Genomic DNA, 22,359 nt, shown 5'->3' with positions numbered 1-22,359 from the left:
ATGCTGCGCCCTCAAACGAAACATGCCGTGCCGCCGGCCGGCGACATCTGCCGTCTGTCCGCTGTCGAACTCGCCGGCGCGATCCGCCGGAAGAAACTTTCCGTGCGCGAGGTGGTGGCGGCATTCCTCGACCGCATCGAGGCGGTCAACCCGCTGGTCAACGCCATCGTCTCGTTGCGCGACCGTGGCGACATCCTGCGCGAAGCCGATGCGGCCGATGCCAGCCCGGCGCGAGCAGAAACCGGCCCGCTCTTCGGCCTGCCAATCGCCATCAAGGATCTCGCCTCGACCACGGGCCTCAGGACCTCCTTCGGCTCGCCGATCTTCGCCGATTTCGTACCGCGGGAAGACGATTTCTTCGTCGAGCGCATCCGCAAGGCCGGCGCCATCATCATCGGCAAGACCAACGTTCCGGAATTTGGCCTTGGCTCCAACACCTACAACAGCGTGTTCGGGCCGACGCTGAACGCCTTCGATCCGGCGCTGACCGCCGGCGGCTCCAGCGGCGGTGCGGCCGTCGCCCTGGCGCTCGACATGGTGCCGGTCGCCGATGGCAGCGACTTTGGCGGCTCGCTGCGCAACCCGGCGGCCTGGAACAACGTTTTTGGCTTCCGCCCGTCGCAAGGCCTTGTTCCCGGCGGACCCGATTTGGAAGTCTTTCATGCGCAGATGGGCGTCGATGGGCCGATGGGCCGCAACGTCGCCGACATGGCGCTGCTGCTCGATGTGCAGGCTGGTTATCATCCGCACGCACCCTTGTCCTACGAGAAACCGGGCTCGTTCCTCGAAGGGCTCGGCATGGCGTCGGCTGGCGGTCGCATCGCCTGGTTTGGTGACCTCGGCGGTCATCTGCCGATCGAACCCGGTATTCTCGGCCTGTGCGAGGCAGCACTTGGCCGGCTCGCGGAAGCATCCTTCGTGACTGAACCGTTGCTGCCGGATTTCGATTTCGAAGCGCTGTGGCAGGCCTTCGTGACGCTGCGCCAGGCCAGCAGCGGCTGTGCGCTCAAAACCCACTATGACGACCCCGCGAGGCGCGGCCTGCTCAAGCCGGAAGCCATTTGGGAAGTGGAGAACGCGATGCGGCTGACGGCGCCGCAGATCCGCGCCGCCTCGGTCGTCCGCACGTCCTGGCACCGCACGCTGCTGTCGGTCTTCGACCGCTATGATCTCATTGCGCTACCGACCGCGCAGGTCTTCCCCTTCGATGTCGATACGCATTGGCCCCGTGAGGTCGCCGGACGGGCAATGGACAGCTACCACCGCTGGATGCAGGTTTCCGCCTTCGCGACCTTGGGCGGCTGCCCGGCGGTCAACGTGCCGGTCGGCTTCGACGACAGGGGCCGGCCGATGGGCATGCAGCTGATCGGCAGGCCGCGTGACGACCTCGCCGTACTGAAGACGGCCGCGGCCTATGAGGCAACACTGCCCTGGCAAGCCGGCGCCTGAACCGCATGCGCTGGCGTGTCGCGGCGCTTCGCGCACCGGCTTGCATCGCCATCGCCGCCATGCATTGATTATCCTCAGCCGCGCCGCCTCGGCGGCATTCCTAGAGCATGATCCCGAAAAGTGGGAACCGGTTTTCGGAAAAGATCATGCTCCAACTAGGGAAGAATCATGTCGCTCGAACTCTACGCCACCTATGTCCTGGCTTGCATCGTCATCATCCTGGTGCCCGGTCCGACGGTCACGCTGATCATCGCCAACAGCATCCGCCATGGCTCACGCGCCGGTCTCGCCAATGTCGCCGGCACGCAGGCCGGGCTTGCCGTGATGATCGCCATCGTCGGCATCGGCCTCAACACACTGATTTCGGGCATGGGCCACTGGTTCGAATGGGTACGGCTGATCGGTGCCGCCTATCTGATCTGGATGGGCGTGCAGATGTTCCGTTCCAAAGGCACGCTGAATGCCGATGGAACCGCGAGAAAGCCGCGCGGCGGCTTCTTCCTGCAGGGCCTGCTGGTGGCGCTGAGCAACCCCAAGACGCTGATCTTCTTCGGCGCCTTCTTTCCGCAGTTCATTTCGCCGCAAGGCAACTACTCGCTGCAGATCGCCGTCATGGGTCTGACCGCCATGATCTTCGCCGCCTTCTCGGATTCCACCTATGCATTGGCCGCCGGCCGCGCCGGGCGCATGCTGTCGGCCGGCCGCATCAAACTTTTGTCGAGGATCAGCGGCAGCTTCATGGTCGGCGGCGGCCTGTGGCTGGCGTTTTCTAAGGCGAAGTAAGACGCGCGCCTTTCCTTCTCCCCTTGCGGGAGAAGGTGGATCGGCGCGCAGCGCCGAGACGGTTGAGGGGTGCGTCACGAATCACTGTCGGTGCCGGGCTGGAGCACCCCTCATCCGACCGAGCTTCGCTCGGCCACCTTCCCCCAGGGGGAGAAGGCAAAGAGGGAGTTAAAGCCGCCCCAGCCTCTCCACCAGCAACGCGAAAAACCCGTCATGGTCGATGTCGCGCATCACCATGGCGTTCTTCGGCCGCTTGGTGACGCCCCACCAGTCGATGACGGTCATGCCCATGGTCAGTTCGGAGGCGGTTTCCACGCTGACATTGCAGTTGCGGCCCTTGAACAGGTCCGGCTTCAACAGATAGGCGATGACGCAGGGATCGTGCAGCGGGCCACCGTCGGTGCCGTACTTCTCCTCGTCGAAGCGCTCGAAGAACTCCAGCATCTCGGCGGTCGCGGTGCCGACCTTGGTACCGAGCGCGCGGAAGGCCTGCGTGCGCTTGGCGGTGGTCAGCGCCTTGTGGGTGACGTCGAGCGGCATCATCACGATCGGGATGCCGGATTTGAGCACGACATCGGCGGCCTGCGGATCGACATAGATGTTGAATTCGGCGGTCGGCGTGACATTGCCGCCCTCGAAGAAGCCGCCGCCCATCAGCACGATTTCCTTGATGCGGGGAGCAATGCGCGGCTCCCGGATCAGCGCCAGCGCAATGTTGGTCAGCGGGCCGAGTGGGCAAAGCGTGATCGTGCCGCTCTCTTCCGTCATCAGGGTCTCGACGATGAAATCGACCGCGTACTGGTCCTGCAGCTTCATCGTCGGTTCAGGCAATTGCGGTCCGTTGAGACCTGTCTTGCCATGCACTTCCTCGGCGGTGACCAGTTCGCGCATCAGGGGCCGGATGGCGCCGGCATAGACCTTGACATCGGGCCGGCCGGCCAACTCGCAGATCTTGCGGGCATTCTTTTCGGTAAGCTTCAGCGGCACGTTGCCGGCAACGGCTGTGATGCCGACGATCTCCAGTTCGGAGCTGCCGAGCGCCAGCAAAATGGCGACGGCATCGTCCTGGCCGGGATCCGTGTCGATGATGATCTTGCGTGATAGGGGCATTTCAATTCCTTGTTTGGCGAGGCCGTGAACCTGAATGAATCCGATCGAGACATCCAAATGACGCCGAAGCGGCCGACAGCTGCCATGTCGAACCGCTCGACCGGGAAAGACAATCCCGACCTGCGCGCTTCTCCTTGCATCTGCTCACCAGTTCAAGCGCCATGTCGATCATTCCTGTGAGTCCACGACCTGGTCTTTTTTGGGCGGGTCTTTTGACGGCTTGAACTTGGTCGCGGGGCGGACCATATCAAGACCATCGGGAAAAATGCCATCTGGGTTTTTCCACTTTATGTCGCTCTTGAGAGGACAATGTAACATGAGCCGAATGACGCCCTTTTCCAGCCCGCTTCTCCTTGGTTTCGATGCCATGGAGAAGACTCTGGAACGCCTGGCGAAGTCCGGTGACAGCTATCCTCCCTACAACATCGAACGCCTCAGCGGCGCCGACGGCAAGACCGAAAGGTTGCGCATCACATTGGCGGTCGCCGGTTTCGCCGAAAGCGATCTCGATGTCACCACGGAGGAAAATCAGTTGGTCGTGCGCGGCCGTCAGACCGACGACACGGAGCGCGAATTTCTTCATCGCGGCATCGCCGCGCGCCAGTTCCAGCGCTGTTTCGTGCTGGCCGACGGCATGCGGGTGATCGCGGCGGAACTGAAGAACGGCCTTTTGTCGATCGACCTCGATCGGCCGGAGTCCGAACGGCTGGTACGGAAAATAAACATATCGGTGAAAGACTGATCTTTACCGATGGCTCTCATGCGGGATGGCCTTGACCGGCGTCCTCGCGCCAAGGAGGCTTTGAAATGACCAGAACTGAAAACATCACCATGAGCAATGGCGAGTTCGCCCATCTCGGCGAAGGCTCGGTCGCCTATCTGAGAAAGGTCTCGAGCGACGAATTGCTCGGCCGTTTCCCCGGCCTCGGCGAAATCGCACCCGGCATGGAGCTGTGGGCGCTGTTTGCCGCCAATGGCCAGCCGATCCTGCTTTCGGACGCACGTGACCGCGCTTTGGCCGGCGCCAGGGAAAACGACCTGATCACGGTCGCCATTCACTGAGCCCCGTGCGCGCCGGTCTGCCAAGCGCGCTGACAGTCAGGTTCAAACAGATAGGGCCGCTCATGGCGGCCCCTTCAGTGTCATCCCAAACTCAGGAAAAGTCAGGCCGCGTGCGAGGCCTGTGTGTCCGACAAGAGCGCGTGGATCGCCGCGGCGTCGCGCGTACCCCTGATCTTAGCCACCGTGTCGGCGTCGCGCAGCACCCGCGCGATGCGCGACAGGGCCTTGAGATGGTCGGCACCCGCCCCTTCCGGCGCCAGCAGCAGAAACACCAGGTCGACTGGCTGATCGTCCAGCGATTCGAAATCGACAGGCGTCTCCAGTCGGGCGAAAACCCCGGCGATGCGCTTCACGCCGGCCAGCTTGCCGTGCGGAATGGCGATGCCGTTGCCGACGCCCGTCGAGCCCAGCCGTTCACGCTGCAGGATGGTGTCGAACACCTCCCGCTCCGGAATGCCGGAAATCGCCGCCGCCCGTTCGGACAGCAACTGCAACAGCTGCTTCTTGGAGTTCGCCTTCAACGCCGGCAGTATCGCCGGAACGTTGATAAGATCGCTCAGATCCATGTTTGAAAATCCCTTGTTCGCCGCTGCCGTCGCCAGTCCCCACCCCTCGTGCGGCCGGCTTTTATCCCTGTGCGACCCTTGTCGTCACCGTGCGACCCTTGTCGTCCCTGTGCGACCCTTGTCGTCACCGTGCGACCTTGTCGTCACGCTTGTGCGACCTTGGTCGTGGACGGGTCGATCCAGCCGATGTTTCCATCGGGCCGGCGATAGACGATGTTGAGATGATCGTTTCCGGCGTTGCGGAAGACGAAGACCGGGCTGTCCTTGGTATCGAGCTCGATGACCGCCGACGCCACCGACATGGTCTTCAGCGTCATGGTCGATTCGGCGACGATGGCCGGCGCGAAATTCTCCGGAATGTCCTCGTCGTCGTCGGCGAGCGGCGCCATCACCGTGTAGGCAATGTCGGTCGGCTCGCCATTGGCGGCGCCCGAATTGTGCGACTTCAGCCGGCGCTTGTAGCGCCTCAAGCGGGTTTCCAGACGATCCGCCGCGGCCTCGAAGGCCAATGTCGGGTCCTGGGCATCGCCGGTGGCTTGCAGCGAAGCGCCGGAATCCAGCCGGATCATGCAATCCGCCGAATAGCGCGAACCCGATTTGATGACCGTGACGTGTCCGGCAAAGCCGCGATCGAAATATTTGCCGATGGCTTCGCCGACACGATCGTTGATGCGTGTCCGGAACGCATCGCCGATATCCATGTGTTTTCCCGATATGCGCAGATTCATCTGAAAACTGACCTTCCTTGCTCAGGCTTCAAACTGGCCTGAGTTTATACTCGTGATCCGTGCGCACAAGCTTTGCGGCGTCACTCGCGCCGATTTTAAATCCGAACTTTCCGGTTGATCACAAGCCGCCCTTGACCGTCCCGAGGCCAACGTCGTGACGGACCATCCGCATGCAGGCATCTAGCCCTTCTCATGCGGGCGGGCTTCTAGCCACTTCACCGCGGCTTGTCAATAAAGTGCTGGCCTGAGGAAAATCGAACCGCGTCAGCGGCCGATGCTGGCCATCGCCCGTTTCTCACGCCGGCGCTGCACGGAGGAGGGAATATTCATGCCTTCCCGGTACTTGGCGACCGTACGCCGGGCAATATCGACGCCGCTCTCGCGCAACATGTCGACGATCGCATCGTCGGAAAGCACGTCGACGGGTTTTTCCTCATCGATCAATTGCTTGATGCGGTCACGCACGGCTTCCGAGGAATGCGCATCACCGCCGCCCGACGCGGCGATCGAGGCGGTGAAGAAGTAACGCAGTTCGAACACGCCACGCGGCGTCAGCATGTATTTGTTCGCGGTGACCCGGCTGACCGTCGATTCGTGCATGCCGATGGCATCGGCCACCGTGCGCAGGTTGAGCGGCTTCAGCTGGCGCACGCCATGGACGAGGAAGGCATCCTGCTGGCGAACGATTTCCGAGGCGACCTTGAGGATGGTCTTTGCCCGCTGGTCGAGGCTGCGCGTCAGCCAGTTGGCGTTTTGCAGGCATTCGGCCAGGAAGTCCTTTTCCGCCTGGTTCTTCGCCTGCGGCGAGACCTGGGCGAAATAGATATGGTCGACCAGAACGCGCGGCAGCGTTTCGGAATTGAGCTCGACCGTCCAGCTGCCGTCATTGGCGGCACGCACCTCGACATCGGCGACGATCGCGTCGCTGGCGCCCCACGAAAACGCCATGCCGGGTCGGGGATCGAGTGCCCGGATCTCGGCCAGCATGTCGAGCAGATCCTCCTCGTCGACACCGCAGATCCGTTTCAGCGTGTGGAAATCACGCCGCGCCAGGAGTTCGAGATTGGCGATCAGCGCCTTCATCGCCGGATCGAGCCGGTCCCGCACGGCAAGCTGCAGCGACAGGCATTCGGCAAGGTCGCGGGCAAACAGGCCGGCCGGCTCGAAGCTCTGGCACACCGCAAGCACCTTTCGCACCACGGCAATGTCCGTACCGAGACGGGCGGCGATCTCGGCCAGGTCGGCGCGCAGATAGCCGGTTTCGTCGAGGCCGTCGGCGAGGTCGGCGGCGATCAGCCGTGCCGCTGGATCGGCGAAGGCGAGCGCCACCTGTTCGCCGACATGGTCGCGCAGCGTGATCGCAGCCGCCGCCATGTCGCCGGCGTCGAAACCTTCGGATGAGGAACTTGCGCCATTGCCGGAAGCCGATTTCCACTGCGCCGTCAGGTCGGGTCCGAGCCGCTCGCTGGTGCCCGGGTCGTCGGGAAACAGGTTTTCCAGCGACGTATCGAGCTTGTCCGAGATCGCCTCGGCGCTCCACTGCGTCTCTTTTTCGAACCAGTCGCCGTCGGCCGCGGCTTGCGGCTCCGCCTCGATCTTCTGCGCCTGATCGCCGACGGCATCGTCCTGCGGTTCGGCGCGCTCCAGCAGCGGGTTGCGCTCGATTTCCTCGTCGATGAAATGCTCGAGCTCGACATGGGTGAACTGCAGCAGCCGAATCGACTGCATCAGCTGCGGCGTCATCACGAGCGACTGCGATTGTCGTAGCTGTAATTTGGCCGCCAACGCCATGGTTCGGTTTCAAACGCCTCGTCTACGCATCCGGACTTCCGGAAAGGAATTTTTGCAGCCGGTCATAGAAACTGGCCCGGCTTTTGCTTGTCAAGGCAATTGCTAGCAAAACGCACTTACCGGAGCGTTATCTCGGAGCAAAATCGAGGAAAAAGGGCCGGGCGAGCCGCAAAAATCGTGTCAGGAAACAAATTTCACACTCAGAGCAATTCCAGGAAAAGTGTGAAACGGTTTTCCCGGGAAAAGCGCATAGCGCTTTCCCTTGGGAATTGAGTCAAACAAAGATTCAGAGCGTAAAGCCCTCGCCGAGGTAAAGCCGCCGCACATCCGGGTTTGCCACCACTTCATCGGCCCTTCCATGGGTCAGCACCTGGCCGGCATGGATGATGTAGGCGCGGTCGATCAGGCCGAGCGTTTCGCGCACATTGTGATCGGTGATGAGAACGCCGATGCCGCGCGCCGTCAGGTGGCGCACCAATTGCTGGATGTCGGCGACAGCGATCGGATCGATGCCGGCAAAAGGCTCGTCCAGCAGCATGTAGGCGGGACGTGTCGCCAGCGCGCGCGCGATTTCCAGGCGTCGCCGCTCGCCGCCTGAGAGCGACATGGACGGCGCTTTGCGCAGATGGCTGATGTGGAATTCCTCGAGCAGCTCGTCGAGATTGCGCTCGCGCACCTTGCGGTCCTTTTCGACCACCTCCAGCACCGCACGGATATTCTGCTCGACATTAAGGCCACGGAAAATCGACGCCTCCTGCGGCAGGTAGCCGATACCGAGGCGGGCGCGCCGATACATCGGCATCGACGTGACGTCGAAGCCGTCGATCTCGATCGTGCCTTCATCCACCGGCACCAGGCCGGTGACCATGTAGAAACAGGTCGTCTTGCCGGCGCCATTGGGGCCGAGCAGCCCAACGGCCTCGCCGGCGCGCACGCCGATGGTGACGCCGCTGACGACCTTGCGGCCCTTGTAGCTCTTGGTGAGCCCCTTGGCGATCAGGGTCCCCTTGAACTTTCCCTTATCGACGGTCACCGTGGCCGGCGCCGAAAGCTTGCCGGCGGCCCGTCCCGGAAGACGCGCCGTCAGCGACGACAGGCTGGCCATCAGGGGTTCGTCGCTCCCGATTTCGGCGGCGGTGTGATCGACATCTGGACGCGTTGTCCAGCGCATGGATCCACCTGGGCCAATCCGCTTTTCATCTGCACGGTGAGCTTGCAGCCGACCAGGACGTTGTCGTTTTGCGACAGAACGACCTTTTTGCCCGAAAGCACCAGAACCTGGCTCTTCATATCGAAGCTGCCTTGATCGCCGGTCGCGACCTGCGCATCCGACTTGATGTAGACCTTGTCCGAGATCTCCAGGTGATCGATGTTGGCCGAGCCGGTCATGGCTGCCGCGCCAGCCGCTTCCGCGCCCTTGGCGCCGGCGTTGGGATCCTTGACGTAATAGACCATCATCTTGCCGGCCTTCATCAATGTCGGCCCCTGGACGACGCTGACGTTGCCCGTGAAGATGGCGAGACTGTCGGCCTGGCGGACTTCCAGCTTGTCGCTTTCGATCTGGATCGGCTTGTCGCCGGACAGTTTGAGGCCTGATTGGCTGGTGGTCTGCGCCAATGACGGCACAAGTCCGAGCAGCAGCAACGCTGAAGTTGCAGCCGCGAGCCGCGTCGAACTACTGAGCCGCATTGGTTTCTCCGCTGTTTCCCTCTGCCGTTTTCAAGGCGGCGGAATCGATGTTGACGCGCACTTTGTTCTCGAAAACCAGAACCTTGCCATTGTCCTGGACCGACATCGAATCCGCCGTGATCCGTGACCCCTCACGGCTGACGTCGACGGGATCTCCCGTCTTCATAGTGCCTTTGCCCATGTCGAGGAAGACCGATTTGAACCTGGCCTGCATGCCGTCTGTCGTGGTGATCGTTACGTCGCTGGTCAGGTTCATCGTATTGCCGTTGCGATCGTAGGTTCCGCGCGAGGCCTTGATCGCCGCGATATTGTCAGGCCCGACCGGGATCTTGGCGTCGATGCCTTCCAGTTCGATGATGCCTTGCGTGCTGACATCCTGGATGGCCCGCAAGGCTGTCATCGAATAGGGCTGCTTTTGCTTGGTGAAGCCGTTGAGCTTGGGATTGGCCATCACCAGCTTGCCATTGGAAAAGGCCGTGCCTTCCGCCTGGACCGTGACGGAGACAGGTGCGGCGAGATAGGAGTAGACCGGGAAAGCGATGGCGATCAGTGCCGCGGCCACCGGCACGGCAAACTTGAGAACGCGCACGCGGCGCGAATGACGCTGCGCGCGGTCGAAAGCGTCGCCCCGCTTCCGGCCATCCGCCGGGGGAGCCAACTCCGTCTCGGCGTTGGTCGATTCAATTGGTCGCGCTAACATTCACTGCTTTCTTCTAAACCCTGCCCACCCTGGAGCACCGCCTATAGGTGGGACGCCGGCGCCCTCAAGCAAGCACAAGCCCACGAAAACTGCAAAAATGTGACAACTGCCTTTGTACAGATGAAAATGAGGTCCGCACAACTGCACGTTCTTCATAGCAGAAACAGACACGCGGCGTAAAATTTATCGACGGTCGGTTCCGCCGCCCGACCTCGCGGCGATTGCACAAATACGTGAGCAGACCAATGCCTGGAGAGCGCAGAGCCGGCTGGGCCGACTGTCGACTCGGGCGGTCGTCTCGCCGCTGAACGCGAATTGTCTCGCCGTGCGGAAAAGAGAATTGCTTCCAGATGCGAGGATCATGGTCTAAAAGCGTCTCCTCCCGCCGACTGAAAGGCTGACGATGGCACTGAGAGCCGACGACCTGATCGACCGCCGCCGCTTGCGGCGCAAGCTGACATTCTGGCGCGTCGTCGCCATCGGCATCGTAGCCGTTGGGGTGATTGCGCTTTCGGCCTGGTTCTATGGCGACGATTTCGGCGGCTCGACGGTCGACCATATCGCCAAGGTCAAGATCGAAGGCACGATCACCGAGGACGAGGAACTGATCGAGCGGCTGGAAACCATCCGCCTGTCGTCGAAGGTGAAGGGCGTGATCCTGTCGATCGATTCGCCAGGCGGCACCACCGTCGGCGGTGAATCGATCTATGAAGAGGTGCGCAAGCTGGCCGCCGACAAGCCTGTCGTGGCGGAAGTCGGCACGCTCGCCGCATCGGCTGGCTATATGATCGCCAGTGCCGCCGACCATATCGTTGCCCGCAAGACCTCCATCGTCGGCTCGATCGGCGTGCTGATCCAGTATCCCGATGTCAGTGGGCTGATGGACAAGCTCGGCGTCAAGCTGGAGGAAGTGAAATCCTCGCCGCTGAAGGCCGCGCCCTCTCCCTTCAAGCCGACCAATGACGACGAACGCGCCATGGTCCGCAAGCTCATCCTCGACAGCTACGACTGGTTCGTCGGCATCGTTGCCGAGCGCCGCAAGATGACCCGCGAGCAAGCACTGGCGCTTGCCGACGGTTCGATCTTCACCGGTCGCCAGGGTGTCGCCAACGGACTGATCGACGCCGTCGGCGGCGAGACCGTCGCGGTCGACTGGCTGGCGACCAAGGGCGTCGACGCCAAACTCAAGGTCGTCGAATGGAAGGACACCGAACGGCGCGGCGGCTTCCTGTTCTCAAAAGCGATGGCGCAAACGATCGGCAGTGCGCTCGGCCTTCCCGCCTACAGCGGCGACGTCATCCATGAACTCGGTGCCGATCGCTTGTTTCTTGACGGTCTCGTTTCCGTCTGGCACCCTTGATAAGCTGTTTGGGGCAAGTGAAAAAAGCAAATAAAATCATCCTCATAATTTTGACCGCACTGCTTTCACGGGGACACGTCTCATGATCAAGTCCGAACTTGTGCAGATTATTGCCACGCGCAATCCGCACCTTTTCCTGCGCGACGTCGAAAACATCGTCGGTGCGATCTTCGATGAAATCACCGACGCTCTTGCCGAAGGCAACCGGGTCGAACTGCGTGGCTTCGGCGCTTTTTCGGTGAAAAACCGCCCTGCCCGCACCGGCCGCAATCCGCGCACCGGCGAATCCGTCGAAGTCGAGGAAAAATGGGTGCCGTTCTTCAAGACCGGCAAGGAGCTGCGTGAAAGGCTGAACGGCGGCAAGTAGGCGCGGACAAGCCAGCTTCCGACGGAAAACATCATGTTCAATCGCTTCATACTCATCGTCATCTTCGTGCCGCTAGCGATCATCCTGATCGCGCTCGCCGTTGCCAACCGCGAACTGGTCGCCTTCACACTGGATCCGTTCAACCCCGGCAATCCGAAGCTGACGCTGACTTTGCCGCTGTTCATCTTCCTGTTCCTGGCTCTCGCCGTCGGCATGATCGTCGGCAGCCTGGCAACCTGGGTCAAGCAGGGCCGCTACCGCAAGCTGGCGCGCCAGCGCGGCGTCGAGGCCGAGAACCTGCGCCAGGCGGTCAGCCGTGCGCCGGCGGCACCGCAAAGCCCGGTCCACGGATCGGCCCAAGGGTCGGCACAAGGGTCTGCCCAAGGGTCCGCATTGCCGAAGCCGACCGCTTGAGCCGCCCGCCGGCGATTTTGTCCCCACGGAGTTTTTCATGCTGACCATTTCGGCCGCAGAGGTCGACCATGCGCTGACCTTTCCCGGACTGGTCGAAACGCTGCGCACGGCGTTTCGCGACGGTGCCGTGCAGCCGGTCAGGCATCACCATACGATCGAGCGGCCCGACGGTGCAGCCTCCACCCTGCTTTTGATGCCGGCCTGGACCGACCTCAACGCCGCCGGCACATCGGCCGGCGGTCACGTCGGCGTCAAGATCGTCACCGTCTCGCCCGACAACAACGCCATAGGCAAGCCCGCCGTGATGGGGCTCTATCTCTTGCTCAATGGGGGCACCGGCGAGCCCGAGGCCTTGATCGACGGCCAGCGGCTGACACAGTGGCGCACGGCCTGCGCTTCGGCGCTCGCGGCCTCCTATCTCGCCCGCAGCGATGCTTCGCGGCTGCTCGTGGTCGGCGCCGGCGCGCTGTCGCCCTTCCTCGCCAAGGCGCATTGCGCCGTGCGGCCGATCAAGGCCATCCGCATCTGGAACCGCACACCGGCCAATGCCGAGAAGGTCGCGGCCGATCTGCGCGCCGAGGGCTTCGCGGCCAGCGCAGCAACCGATCTCGATGCCGAGCTCGGGCAGGCCGACATCGTCTCTTCGGCGACGATCACCACCACACCATTGATCAAGGGCGCGCTGTTGCGGCCGGGAACCCATGTCGATCTGGTCGGCGGCTTTACCCCGACGATGCGCGAAAGCGACGATGACGCGATCGCGCTTGCCCGCGTCTATGTCGACACCCGCGCCGGCGCCACCAAGGAGGCCGGCGACATCGTCCAGCCGCTGGCCTCCGGCGTGCTGAAGCCGGGAGCCATCGTCGCCGATCTGCACGAACTGGCGCGTGGCCAGAAGAAGGGCCGCGAGAGCGCCGGCGAGATCACGCTGTTCAAGTCGGTCGGCGCCGCGCTCGAGGACCTTGCCGCCGGCATTGCCGTCTACAACGCGCTCAAGGCCTAATTCACCGCCAAGGCCATTTTGGCGCCCATCGCCTCGGCAATCAGCGAAAAATCATGCGCGCTGATCGGGAAGAGGCCAAAGCGAAGCTGATAACCCCAGTTCGATTTGCCGGCGGTGAAGTCCAGCCTGTCGAGCAGCGGCTTGATCGGTGTTTCCTCGGCCTTCGCCCACTCGACATCCCGGCGGGACGGCGTGAAACCGCCGCCCATTTCACCCTGATAAGGTTCGCCATCCCGCACCGTGCCAATTGCCGTGAAGGCCTGCAGCCCGTCTTTCGCGCCCAAAATGGTTGTCGGCGAATAATAGATGATGCCGTCGCCTGGCTTGACGCGACGCAGCGGTGCAGCCTTGCCGTGGTTGACTTGCATGAAGCCGCCGGAACGGCCGCGCCGGACGTGCCCGGCCGACGCCACTGCGATCCAGTACGTGCTCATTTCCGTTCCCCATTGGCTTGTTCCCCATCGGACAGCCAATAGACCCGCAGGCGATGGTTGTCGGGATCGAGGGCGACGAAGGTGCGGCCGAAATCCATGTCGGTCGGCGTCTGCAGGATTTTCAACCCGCGCCCGGACCAGTCGGCATGGGTGGCATCGACCGCGTCGGGCGTATCCAGTGCAAAGACGATTTCGGCGCCGCCGCCTGACGCGGCGGCTGCCGGCTCGACCGTGTGACGCGACCAGAGGCCGAGCTTGAAGCCGTTGTCGAGCACGAACAGGACGAAGGTCGGCGAACTTTCGACCGGCTCGCGGCCGAGCAGCGCACTGTAGAAGGCGCCGCTCTGCTGCGGCTGGTCGACATAGAGGATAACGAAATTCGGGGTTGCCATATCTGCTCTCCAAGGTTCAGCGTTTCGACTTGGCGAACATAGGACAGGCTACTGTCAGATTCTGGCAGCAGCAATCATGAACCACGCGGCTTGTCGAGCGTCGCCCGCCATTCCTTGAGCAGTGCCTGGCGTCGCCGCGGATAGCGCGTTTCCGTTGCTTGGAGTTCGGCGATGCGATCGGCGCGAAAATGCCGGAAATCTTGTCGCATCTCGCACCACGCCACCACCACCCGCACCTTATCGAAAAAGCCCAGCGCAAACGGCCAGACGACACGCTTGGACGCGGCGCCGCCCGCGTCGCGATAGAGAAAGCCGAGCTTGCGCTCGCTACGGATGGCCTGCCGCACCAGGCCAAGGTCGATGCTCTCGATTGCCCCGGCGGGAGGGCCGACCAGCAGCGTGCTCGCGTCGAGATCCTCGCGCAGATCGTCCGGCAGTACCGCGGCGATCTTGGCCAACGCGTTGGTGGCAGCGGCCGAGAGACGTTGGTCCGGCTGTTTGGCGACCCAGCGCGAGCCGAGCACGATGGCTTCGATCTCCTCGTCGCTGAACATCAGCGGCGGCAGCATGAAGCCGGGCTTGAGCACATAACCCAGCCCCGCCTCACCCTCGATCGGCGCACCTTGGCCCTGCAGCGTCGCGATGTCGCGGTAGAGCGTGCGGATCGAAATCCCAAGCTCATCGGCCAGAGTCTGCCCGCTCACCGGCCGGCGGTGCCGACGCAGCGTCTGGATCAGGTCGAGCAGGCGTTCGGAGCGGGACATATTTGCAATCCACCAAGGTTGGACGATAGGATCCCAGTGCTTTCGTCGGCAAGCGATTTGGCATCGACCGGGAACACCTTCGGCGTCGCCCCGTTGTTTGAAATGACGGAGATTCGAGGCTTCCTGTTGTTCTGGTCTGTCTTGACCGCCACGATCGCAGCACTCAGCCTCGGACCATCCTTCGCTCATCTCCTGGAATCACTGCCGCGACTGACGAAATGGTCACCGTCGCTCTGGCGCGAAGCCACCGTTTTCAACGGCCAGTTCGTGCTGTTTGCAGTGATCGGCGCACCATTGGATGTGGCAGCCATCGTCTGCCCGGGAGTTCTCGCATGGATGCTGCGCGGCGATCACGCGTCGTTCTGGTTCGTGTTGGCCGCTTCTGTGCTCTACGCGGTCTCGCTTGTGGCGTGGTTTGCTCTGGTCAAAACCGTGAATGATGTGCTGGGCACATGGGTCCCCGGACCGATTCCGGAAAACTTCGACGCAATTCGGCTGCGCTGGGAAACCGGCCATATGATCGTCGCGGGCATCAAGGCCGCGGGCTTCATATCGCTGGTCGTCGGGCTGCTTTCCATCAGGCACGGTTGAGCCATTCGAAATCACTGGCAGTGCGTTTTGTTGCGCCGGTGGGTGGGCTGTGGCAGAAGCGGGCCAAGCTGCCGCTCGGAGTTGCTCTCGCTTGAAGTCTTTCCGCGACAAACGCCGCGACAACCGTCCGCACCCATCCTCCAAGGGTGCGGCGGACGTGTCACGTCCGCGTACCGGCCAGGCTCCCGCCAGACCGGACGCGCAACCACGTGAGCGGCATGAAGCGAAGCCGGACAACCGTTCCGAACCGAAACAGGCGCCGCGCGTCCTGGCCCGCCGCGAAGGCGCTCTGCCCAGCGAGCAGCTTCCTGTGATCCTGGAAGTCGCGCCCAATACCGATTATGCGCTGCTTGACAGCGGCACCGGCCAGAAGCTCGAACAATACGGCCCCTACCGGATCGTGCGGCCCGAGGGCCAGGCAATCTGGCAAAAGGCCTTGCCGGCAAAGGACTGGGAGCGCGCCGATGCCATCTTCACCGGCGACACCGACGAGGAAGGCATCGGCCGCTGGCGATTCCCCAAAACGCCGCTGGGCGAGACCTGGCCGATGAAGCATGACGGCATCGACTATCTCGGCCGTTTCACCTCGTTTCGCCATGTCGGCGTCTTTCCCGAGCAGGCCTCCCACTGGGACCACATGGCCGGGCTGATCGCGGCAGCGAAGCGGCCGGTCAAGGTGCTGAACCTGTTTGGCTATACCGGCCTTGCCTCGCTGGTGGCGGCCCGCGCCGGCGCCGAGGTCACTCATGTCGATGCCTCGAAGAAAGCCATCGGCTGGGCTCGCGAAAACCAGGAGATGGCCGGCCTCGGCAGCAAGCCGATCCGCTGGATCGTCGACGACGCGGTCAAATTCGCCGAACGCGAAGAGCGCCGTGGCAGCAGCTACGACATCATCCTGTTCGACCCACCGGCCTATGGCCGTGGTCCCAAGGGAGAGGTCTGGCAATTGTTCGAGGACCTGCCTGATTTGACCGACCTTTGCCGTGCGATCCTGACACCGAAGCCGCTCGCCGTGGTGCTGACTGCCTATTCGATCCGCGCCTCCTTCTTCGCCATCCATGCCTTGATGCGCGACACCTTTGCCGGCATGGGCGGCAAGATCGAATCGGGTGAACTGATCATCCGCGAAAAGTCCGCCGGCCGGGCGCTTTCGACCTCGTTGTTTTCGCGTTGGGTGGCCTGACATGAACGAGCGGCACGCAGGCGCACCCGGGCAGGTCAAGGAAGTCACCAGCCTCGCCAATCCGCTGGTCAAGGACATCAAGGCACTTGCCTTGAAGAAGTTCCGCGACCAGCAGAACGCCTTCATGGCCGAAGGACTGAAGCTGGTCATCGATGCGCTCGATCTCGGCTGGCAGATCAGGACATTGGTTTTCTCCAAGGCCGGACGCGGCAACGCAGCGGTGGAGAAGGTCGCCGCACGCACGGTTGCCGCCGGCGGCATGGTGCTCGAAGTGTCGGAAAAGGTGCTCGTCGCCATCACCCGCCGTGACAATCCGCAAATGGTCGTCGGGGTTTTTTCGCAAAAATTTCTGGCCCTGAAGGATGTCCGTGCCGACAATGGCGACGTCTGGGTGGCGCTCGACCGGGTGCGCGATCCCGGCAATCTCGGCACCGTCATCCGCACAGTCGATGCCGTCGGCGCCAAGGGCGTCATCCTGGTCGGCGACACCACCGACCCTTTTTCCGTGGAGACGGTGCGCGCCACCATGGGCTCGATCTTTGCCGTGCCGGTAGCCAAGGCGACGACCGAGGCTTTCCTTGCCTGGCGGGGCGGCTTTTCCGGCCTCGTCGCCGGCACCCACCTGAAAGGCGCCGTCGACTACCGTTCGGTCGATTTTTCCCGCGGCCCGGTGCTGCTGATGATGGGCAACGAGCAGCAGGGGCTGCCCGAAAGTCTGGCTGCGAGTTGCGACAGGCTGCTCAGGATTCCCCAAGCGGGCCGCGCCGATTCGCTCAATCTCGCGGTCGCCACCGGCATCATGCTGTTCGAGATCCGGCGCGGCGCGCTGAAGCTCGAACCAATCCTGGACCAGCAATGAAGGTTGCCTGCCCGTGAGATCATGGTCTCCCTACGCGTTGCTTGTCGTCGCGGCCATCGCGCTCGACCAGTGGATAAAACACCTGGTCGAGACCGGCCTGCCCTTCCAGGAAAAGCTCGATCTGGTGCCCTTCCTGGCGCTGTTTCGCACCTACAACACCGGCATCGCCTTTTCGATGTTCTCGTCCTTCGGCGACACCGGGCTGATCGTCATTTCGCTTGCGGTCGTTGCCTTCGTGCTGTTCCTGGCAACGCGGATCGCGCCGTCCCAGATCCTTGCCCGCACCGGCTTTGCGCTGATCATCGGCGGCGCGCTCGGCAATCTGATCGACCGCGCCGTCTACGGCCACGTCATCGACTACATCCTGTTCCATACGCCGGTCTGGTCCTTCGCCGTCTTCAACCTTGCCGACGCTTTCATCTCGGTGGGCGCGGCAATGGTCGTCTTCGACGAGCTGATCGGCTGGCGGCGCGAACCCGGGCCTTCGAACGCCAAGTCTTCCAAACCCTCCAAAGATTGACCCCGTGCGGCCATCGCCGCACAGTTCATGTCGCCAAACCAGATCGCGGAGAAAGAGATGTCCGAAACCTTCAAAGCCATCCTCGTTTCGCGTGACGCCGAGAAAAAGCAGTCGGTAACGGTCACCGATCTCACCGAAGCCGACCTGATGGAAGGCGATGTCACCGTCGCGGTCGAGGCGACGACGGTAAACTACAAGGATGGCCTGGCGATCACAGGCAAGGCGCCGGTGATCCGCCGTTGGCCGCTGGTGCCGGGCATCGACTTCGCCGGCACCGTCATTTCGTCTTCCCATCCCGACTGGCGCGCCGGCGACAAGGCTATTCTGAACGGCTGGGGCGTCGGTGAAACCCATTTCGGCGCCTATGCCGGCCGCGCCCGCGTCAAGGGTGACTGGCTGGTGCCGCTGCCGCAAGGCATCAGCCCGCACGACGCGATGGCCGTTGGCACCGCGGGCTACACCGCCATGCTCTGCGTCATGGCCCTGGAGCGGCACGGCATCCTGCCCGATCGCGGGCCTGTGGTGGTGACGGGGGCGGCCGGCGGTGTCGGCTCGGTTGCGGTCTCGATCCTGTCCAGCCTCGGCTACCATGTCATCGCCTCCACCGGCCGCAATGCCGAGAGCCCCTATTTGATCAACCTTGGCGCCGCCGAGGTGATATCGCGCGACGAGCTTGCCCAGCCGGCCAAGCCGTTGGCCAAGGAGCGCTGGGCCGGCGGCGTCGACGCCGTCGGCAGCCACACATTGGCCAATGTGCTCTCGATGACCTCCTATGGCGGCGCGGTCGCCGCCTGTGGCCTGGCCGGCGGCATGGACCTGCCGGCCAGCGTCGCCCCCTTCATCCTGCGCGGCGTCTCGCTGCTCGGCGTCGATTCGGTGATGGCGCCGAAGGCGGTCCGCCTCGAAGCATGGCGGCGCATCGGCGCCGACCTCGATCTGCAGAAGCTCGCCAGTCTGTCCAGGACCATCGGTTTCGACGGCATCATCGATGCCGCGCGCGACATCGTCGACGGCAAGATCCGCGGCCGCGTCGTCGTCGACATGTGAACCCGCTCGGCTGCCGGAAAAGCTGACGGAATTGCCGCGCCTGAAGACAAATCCACCACCGCAGCGGCGAAAAGCGTCCATCCGCTAAAATTCGAACGATCCGCCGCAATTTTCCATAATCTCTGTCTGGCAAGGATTTCGCATGATCGCGGAATCCGACAGCCAAGAGGCGGACACTGGCGACGACGTCGATGCGGCGCTCCCGCCGACGTCGACGCGACGCTTTGTCGCCGCGCCGCCGTTGGTGCCCGAACCGGAACCCGCCAAGCGCGAAGGCCTTCCGTTCCTGGCCTTCGTCGCCATCCTCGTCGTCGCAGGCCTGGCGCATCTAACCGGGGCGCCGGTCTTCATCAGCGTCGCATTGCTGGCAACCGGCCTTGCGGTCCTTGCCATGCATCTGCGCGCCAGGCGCAGCGAACACCGCACCGCGGTCCTGCTTGACGAGACCACCGCCCGCAGCCGCGCCGAGATCGAGACGCTGGCCGATCGCATGTGGGAGATGCAGGAGAGCGAGGAACGCTTTCGCGGCCTCATCGACGCACTGGGCGACCTCGTCATTCATCGCGACCGCGATGGCTACATCGTCTATGCAAACAAGGTCTTCGCCGATCTCGTCCAAACCGATCAACGCGACCTTGCCGGCAAGACCCTGGCGGAACTCGGCATCGATGTCGGCGTCGTTCCCGATGCCGCCTTCTCCGATCATGAGTGCCTGAGTTCCACCGATGTCGCCATCCGCACGCCGAGCGGCCCGCGCTGGTTCTCGTGGATCGAACTGTCGGTGCGCGACAAGGACAGCAATGCGGTTTCGCACCGCGCGATCGCCCGCGACATCACCGCCCGCAAACGCGCCGAATCCTCGCTGATCACCGCACGTGAGCGGGCCGAATATGCCAGCCAGGCCAAATCGCGCTTCCTTGCCACCGTCAGCCATGAAATTCGCACGCCGATGAACGGCATCATGGGCATGGCAAGGTTGCTGGCCGACACCAGTCTGTCGCCGGAGCAGCAGACCTATGTCGGCGCCGTCTCGACCTCAGCCAGCGCATTGCTTGCCCTGATCGAGGATCTTCTCGACTATTCCAAGATCGAAGCCGGGCGCTTCGATCCCGAACCGCAGCCGATGTCGGTGCGCGAGATCGCCGACAACATCATCGAACTGCTGGCCGCGCGCGCCTTCGCCAAGGATATCGGGCTGGGCTGCCATGTCGAACCCGACGTGCCGCAATTGATCACTGCCGACCCGGGCAAGGTCAGGCAGGTGCTGCTCAACCTCATCGGCAACGCCATCAAGTTCACCGATAGCGGCGGCGTGTTGGTGAGCATCGCACGCGCGCGCACCGAAACCACCGACCGCATCTGCTTCACCATCTCCGATACCGGTCCGGGCCTGCATGATGAGGATTTGGAGCGCATTTTCGAGGAATTCGAGCAGGCCGACGGCACGTCGACGCGCACCCATGGCGGGGCCGGCCTCGGACTTGCCATCTCCAGGCGTCTGGTGGCCGCCATGGGCGGCACGATCTCGATATCCAGCCGCCTCGGCCAGGGGTCCGAGTTCGTCTTCGAAATCCCGGTGATATCGGCCACCGACGCACCACAGGGCCGCCAGAACGCGCTTTTGGGCAGGCGCGCGGTGATCCTGTCGAAAAACGCCGTCGAGGCCGAAGCCATCGCCCGCACCATCCGCGCCAATGGCGGCGCGGTCGATGTCGCCACCACCGTCGCCCAGGCCGCGCTCTTCGCCGCCGGCTGCGATGTGCTTCTGGTCGACGCGGCCATGGAAGAAAGCGACGGAAGGTTGCTCAAGCGCCTGCGCCAGAGCGGTTTCGCCGACTGCGAGGCGATCACGCTGATCGCGCCGACCGACCGTGGCATGCTTGGCGAGTTCCGTGCCGGCGGCTACGCAACCTTCCTGGCCAGGCCGGTGCGTGGCGGAACACTTTTGCGTGTGCTGTTGAGCAGCCATGCTCCCGGCCTCGCCCAGCCGCAGCCGGAAAGCAGCGGCGCACCCGCGCTTCGTGCTGTCGGCAACCGCCAGCGAGGCCTGTCTGTGCTGATCGCCGAGGACAACGACATCAACGCCATGCTGGCTCGCGCCACGCTGCTGAAGGCCGGGCATCGCGTCAAGGTGGTCGGCAACGGCAAGGCCGCTGTCGAGGCTGTCACCAGCGCCGGGTACAAGCACCGCTTCGACGTGGTTTTGATGGATCTGCATATGCCGGTCATGGATGGGCTGGACGCGATTGCCGCCATCCGCCGCCATGAGGAGGAGACCGCCGTGCCACCGGTGCCGATCATGGTCCTGTCGGCCGACAGCCAGGAAAAGACCCGCCATGCGGTGCTGGCCCATGGCGCCAGCGGCTTTGTCACCAAGCCGCTCGACCCCGAGGCGCTGGTCAATGCCGTCGAGGGACAGGTCGCCGCGGCCTGAGCTTTCCACCACCAATTCCACGCCGCGCGATCACTTAAACGTAGCCGGTTGATCGTATTCGCCAGCCGACGAAGTATTGCCCACGACGTCGTATCACGGTACTGTCACAATCCTGTTGCACCTACACCGTATCCCCGTGCCAAGAGGGATGGCTCGAAGGAGAATCACTCGTGCATACAGTTATGCCGGAATGTGACACTCGGCCGAACGCCAGCAGCGCCTTGCTTGCCGGACGTAACGTCGATTCCGTCATAAAGGGCGCGGCACTCGGCCGTATCGGCAATCTCGAAGTGCGGCTCGCCCGCAACGAGGCCGAGATCGCGGCCGCGCAGGAAGTGCGTTATCGGGTGTTCTACGACGAGCTTGGCGCCAGGAAGGACCTCTTCCAGGCCCATGACCGCCGTGACGCCGACCGCTTCGATCCGCTCTGCGACCATCTGCTGGTTTTGGATACCACGCTTTCCGGCCCCGAACATCGCCGCATCGTCGGCACCTACCGGTTGCTGCGGCAGGAAATCGCGGCCACGGCCGGCGGTTTCTATTCGGAAGGTGAATTCGAGCTGACCAAGCTCATCGCCCGTCACCCCGGCCAGCGTTTTCTCGAACTCGGCCGCTCCTGCGTTTTGCCGGAATACCGCTCCAAGCGCACCATCGAGGCGCTATGGCAAGGCATCTGGGCTTACATCAACCATTACGAAATCGGTGTGATGACCGGTTGCGCTTCCTTCCACGGCACCGTGCCGGCGGCGCATGCCGAGGCGCTCACCTACCTCGCCCATCACTGCCGGACGAATTCGGCCTGGGACGTGCGCGCGGTGTCCGGGCGCTACTGCTCGATGGACCTGATGCCGATCGAGGCCGTCAACACCAAGGCCGCGATCGCGGCGATGCCGCCCTTGGTCAAGGGCTATTTGCGCGTCGGTGCCCGTATCGGCGACGGCTGTGTCATCGACCGCGAATTCTCGACGGTCGACGTCTTCGTCGTGATGCCGGTCAAGGAAATCGGTGCCCGCTACGTCAATTATTATGGCGGGGAAGCCCAGCGCTTCGCGGCGTGACGATAGCGAATAGCGAATAGCGAATAGCGAATAGCGAATAGCGAATTAAAAGCAG

The 22,359-nt window shown here is 63.2% G+C and carries 25 protein-coding genes; 15 read left to right on the top strand and 10 right to left on the bottom strand.

What is annotated here, in order from left to right; translation table 11 throughout:
• A complete protein-coding gene (locus ACSQ3L_RS09450) occupies positions 1-1,449 on the top strand; it encodes an amidase (protein ID WP_436159686.1) in 1,449 nt (482 codons plus the stop codon).
• A 168-nt stretch (positions 1,450-1,617) separates the two neighbouring features.
• The gene (locus ACSQ3L_RS09445; protein WP_436159685.1) at positions 1,618-2,232 is read left to right on the top strand and encodes a LysE family translocator; all 615 of its coding nucleotides are present in this window, start codon (positions 1,618-1,620) and stop codon (positions 2,230-2,232) included.
• 168 nt (positions 2,233-2,400) lie between these two features.
• On the opposite strand, the gene ACSQ3L_RS09440 is transcribed toward ACSQ3L_RS09445, so the two are convergent.
• Positions 2,401-3,342 (bottom strand): nucleoside hydrolase, encoded by a 942-nt coding sequence (locus ACSQ3L_RS09440; protein ID WP_436159684.1) that lies wholly within the window; start codon positions 3,340-3,342, stop codon positions 2,401-2,403.
• Positions 3,343-3,658: 316 nt separating this feature from the next.
• Between ACSQ3L_RS09440 and ACSQ3L_RS09435 the strand changes: the two genes are divergently transcribed.
• Together ACSQ3L_RS09435 and ACSQ3L_RS09430 are read left to right on the top strand one after the other, a co-directional pair.
• Positions 3,659-4,084 (top strand): Hsp20 family protein, encoded by a 426-nt coding sequence (locus ACSQ3L_RS09435; protein WP_023760739.1) that lies wholly within the window; start codon positions 3,659-3,661, stop codon positions 4,082-4,084.
• Between the two features lie 65 nt (positions 4,085-4,149).
• On the top strand, positions 4,150-4,404 hold the full coding sequence (locus ACSQ3L_RS09430) for a DUF1150 family protein (RefSeq protein ID WP_436159683.1): 255 nt from the start codon (positions 4,150-4,152) through the stop codon (positions 4,402-4,404).
• A gap of 101 nt (positions 4,405-4,505) precedes the next feature.
• Here the strand turns inward: ACSQ3L_RS09430 and ptsN are convergent, their stop codons facing one another.
• From ptsN to lptC, 6 genes are all read right to left on the bottom strand, one after another.
• Positions 4,506-4,970, bottom strand: coding sequence for a PTS IIA-like nitrogen regulatory protein PtsN (ptsN, locus tag ACSQ3L_RS09425; RefSeq protein ID WP_013529589.1), 465 nt, complete (start codon positions 4,968-4,970; stop codon positions 4,506-4,508).
• A gap of 143 nt (positions 4,971-5,113) precedes the next feature.
• Positions 5,114-5,698, bottom strand: a complete 585-nt coding sequence (hpf, locus tag ACSQ3L_RS09420; RefSeq protein ID WP_126070528.1) for a ribosome hibernation-promoting factor, HPF/YfiA family — start codon at positions 5,696-5,698, stop codon at positions 5,114-5,116.
• A gap of 264 nt (positions 5,699-5,962) precedes the next feature.
• Entirely contained in the window at positions 5,963-7,489 is a 1,527-nt protein-coding gene (gene rpoN, locus ACSQ3L_RS09415; RefSeq protein ID WP_436159682.1) for an RNA polymerase factor sigma-54, read from the bottom strand.
• Between the two features lie 286 nt (positions 7,490-7,775).
• Positions 7,776-8,594, bottom strand: a complete 819-nt coding sequence (lptB, locus tag ACSQ3L_RS09410) for an LPS export ABC transporter ATP-binding protein (RefSeq protein WP_292185119.1) — start codon at positions 8,592-8,594, stop codon at positions 7,776-7,778.
• A complete protein-coding gene (locus ACSQ3L_RS09405) occupies positions 8,594-9,178 on the bottom strand; it encodes an LptA/OstA family protein (protein ID WP_436159681.1) in 585 nt (194 codons plus the stop codon). Before ACSQ3L_RS09405 ends, lptB begins: the two co-directional genes overlap by 1 nt.
• Positions 9,165-9,878 carry an LPS export ABC transporter periplasmic protein LptC gene (gene lptC, locus ACSQ3L_RS09400; protein WP_436159680.1) on the bottom strand — a complete coding sequence of 238 codons (714 nt, stop codon included), beginning with the start codon at positions 9,876-9,878 and terminating at the stop codon, positions 9,165-9,167. Before lptC ends, ACSQ3L_RS09405 begins: the two co-directional genes overlap by 14 nt.
• 403 nt (positions 9,879-10,281) lie before the next feature.
• On the opposite strand from lptC, the gene sppA reads away from it, so the two are divergent.
• The 4 genes from sppA to ACSQ3L_RS09380 all read left to right on the top strand — a co-directional run bounded on the left by sppA (position 10,282) and on the right by ACSQ3L_RS09380 (position 13,022).
• Positions 10,282-11,238, top strand: coding sequence for a signal peptide peptidase SppA (gene sppA / locus ACSQ3L_RS09395; protein ID WP_436159679.1), 957 nt, complete (start codon positions 10,282-10,284; stop codon positions 11,236-11,238).
• Between the two features lie 82 nt (positions 11,239-11,320).
• On the top strand, positions 11,321-11,605 hold the full coding sequence (locus tag ACSQ3L_RS09390; RefSeq protein ID WP_006200394.1) for an integration host factor subunit beta: 285 nt from the start codon (positions 11,321-11,323) through the stop codon (positions 11,603-11,605).
• Between the two features lie 33 nt (positions 11,606-11,638).
• Entirely contained in the window at positions 11,639-12,019 is a 381-nt protein-coding gene (locus ACSQ3L_RS09385; protein ID WP_436159678.1) for a DUF1049 domain-containing protein, read from the top strand.
• 37 nt (positions 12,020-12,056) lie between these two features.
• Positions 12,057-13,022 (top strand): ornithine cyclodeaminase family protein, encoded by a 966-nt coding sequence (locus tag ACSQ3L_RS09380; RefSeq protein ID WP_436159677.1) that lies wholly within the window; start codon positions 12,057-12,059, stop codon positions 13,020-13,022.
• Here ACSQ3L_RS09380 and ACSQ3L_RS09375 read toward each other — a convergent pair.
• From ACSQ3L_RS09375 to ACSQ3L_RS09365, 3 genes are all read right to left on the bottom strand, one after another.
• Positions 13,019-13,456: an EVE domain-containing protein gene (locus ACSQ3L_RS09375; protein ID WP_436159676.1), complete on the bottom strand. Its 438-nt coding sequence runs from the start codon at positions 13,454-13,456 to the stop codon at positions 13,019-13,021. The genes ACSQ3L_RS09380 and ACSQ3L_RS09375 overlap by 4 nt on opposite strands.
• Positions 13,453-13,848 (bottom strand): VOC family protein, encoded by a 396-nt coding sequence (locus ACSQ3L_RS09370; RefSeq protein ID WP_436159675.1) that lies wholly within the window; start codon positions 13,846-13,848, stop codon positions 13,453-13,455. The genes ACSQ3L_RS09375 and ACSQ3L_RS09370 overlap by 4 nt, the downstream gene beginning before the upstream one ends.
• A gap of 74 nt (positions 13,849-13,922) precedes the next feature.
• Positions 13,923-14,612 carry a helix-turn-helix transcriptional regulator gene (locus ACSQ3L_RS09365; protein ID WP_436159674.1) on the bottom strand — a complete coding sequence of 230 codons (690 nt, stop codon included), beginning with the start codon at positions 14,610-14,612 and terminating at the stop codon, positions 13,923-13,925.
• 102 nt (positions 14,613-14,714) lie between these two features.
• Here ACSQ3L_RS09365 and ACSQ3L_RS09360 point away from each other — a divergent pair, with 102 nt between their 5' ends.
• The 7 genes from ACSQ3L_RS09360 to ACSQ3L_RS09330 all read left to right on the top strand — a co-directional run bounded on the left by ACSQ3L_RS09360 (position 14,715) and on the right by ACSQ3L_RS09330 (position 22,304).
• Positions 14,715-15,203 (top strand): DUF1772 domain-containing protein, encoded by a 489-nt coding sequence (locus ACSQ3L_RS09360; RefSeq protein ID WP_436163406.1) that lies wholly within the window; start codon positions 14,715-14,717, stop codon positions 15,201-15,203.
• Positions 15,204-15,294: 91 nt separating this feature from the next.
• Positions 15,295-16,386: a class I SAM-dependent methyltransferase gene (locus ACSQ3L_RS09355; RefSeq protein ID WP_436159673.1), complete on the top strand. Its 1,092-nt coding sequence runs from the start codon at positions 15,295-15,297 to the stop codon at positions 16,384-16,386.
• A 1-nt stretch (position 16,387) separates the two neighbouring features.
• Positions 16,388-17,245, top strand: coding sequence for a TrmH family RNA methyltransferase (locus ACSQ3L_RS09350; RefSeq protein WP_436159672.1), 858 nt, complete (start codon positions 16,388-16,390; stop codon positions 17,243-17,245).
• A gap of 13 nt (positions 17,246-17,258) precedes the next feature.
• Positions 17,259-17,765, top strand: coding sequence for a signal peptidase II (gene lspA / locus ACSQ3L_RS09345; RefSeq protein ID WP_436159671.1), 507 nt, complete (start codon positions 17,259-17,261; stop codon positions 17,763-17,765).
• 57 nt (positions 17,766-17,822) lie between these two features.
• Positions 17,823-18,812 (top strand): acrylyl-CoA reductase (NADPH), encoded by a 990-nt coding sequence (gene acuI, locus ACSQ3L_RS09340; protein WP_436159670.1) that lies wholly within the window; start codon positions 17,823-17,825, stop codon positions 18,810-18,812.
• A 142-nt stretch (positions 18,813-18,954) separates the two neighbouring features.
• Complete coding sequence (locus tag ACSQ3L_RS09335) at positions 18,955-21,246, top strand: ATP-binding protein (protein WP_436159669.1); 2,292 nt, start codon at positions 18,955-18,957, stop codon at positions 21,244-21,246.
• Positions 21,247-21,428: 182 nt separating this feature from the next.
• Positions 21,429-22,304, top strand: coding sequence for a GNAT family N-acetyltransferase (locus tag ACSQ3L_RS09330; RefSeq protein ID WP_436163405.1), 876 nt, complete (start codon positions 21,429-21,431; stop codon positions 22,302-22,304).
• Positions 22,305-22,359: the final 55 nt, after the last annotated feature.

Origin of the sequence: Mesorhizobium sp. LjRoot246 (assembly GCF_964254115.1) — a bacterium.
Classification (GTDB): Bacteria; Pseudomonadota; Alphaproteobacteria; order Rhizobiales; family Rhizobiaceae; genus Mesorhizobium.
Note: the sequence above shows the minus strand (reverse complement) of the source record. Positions and strands in the feature narration are given on the sequence as shown.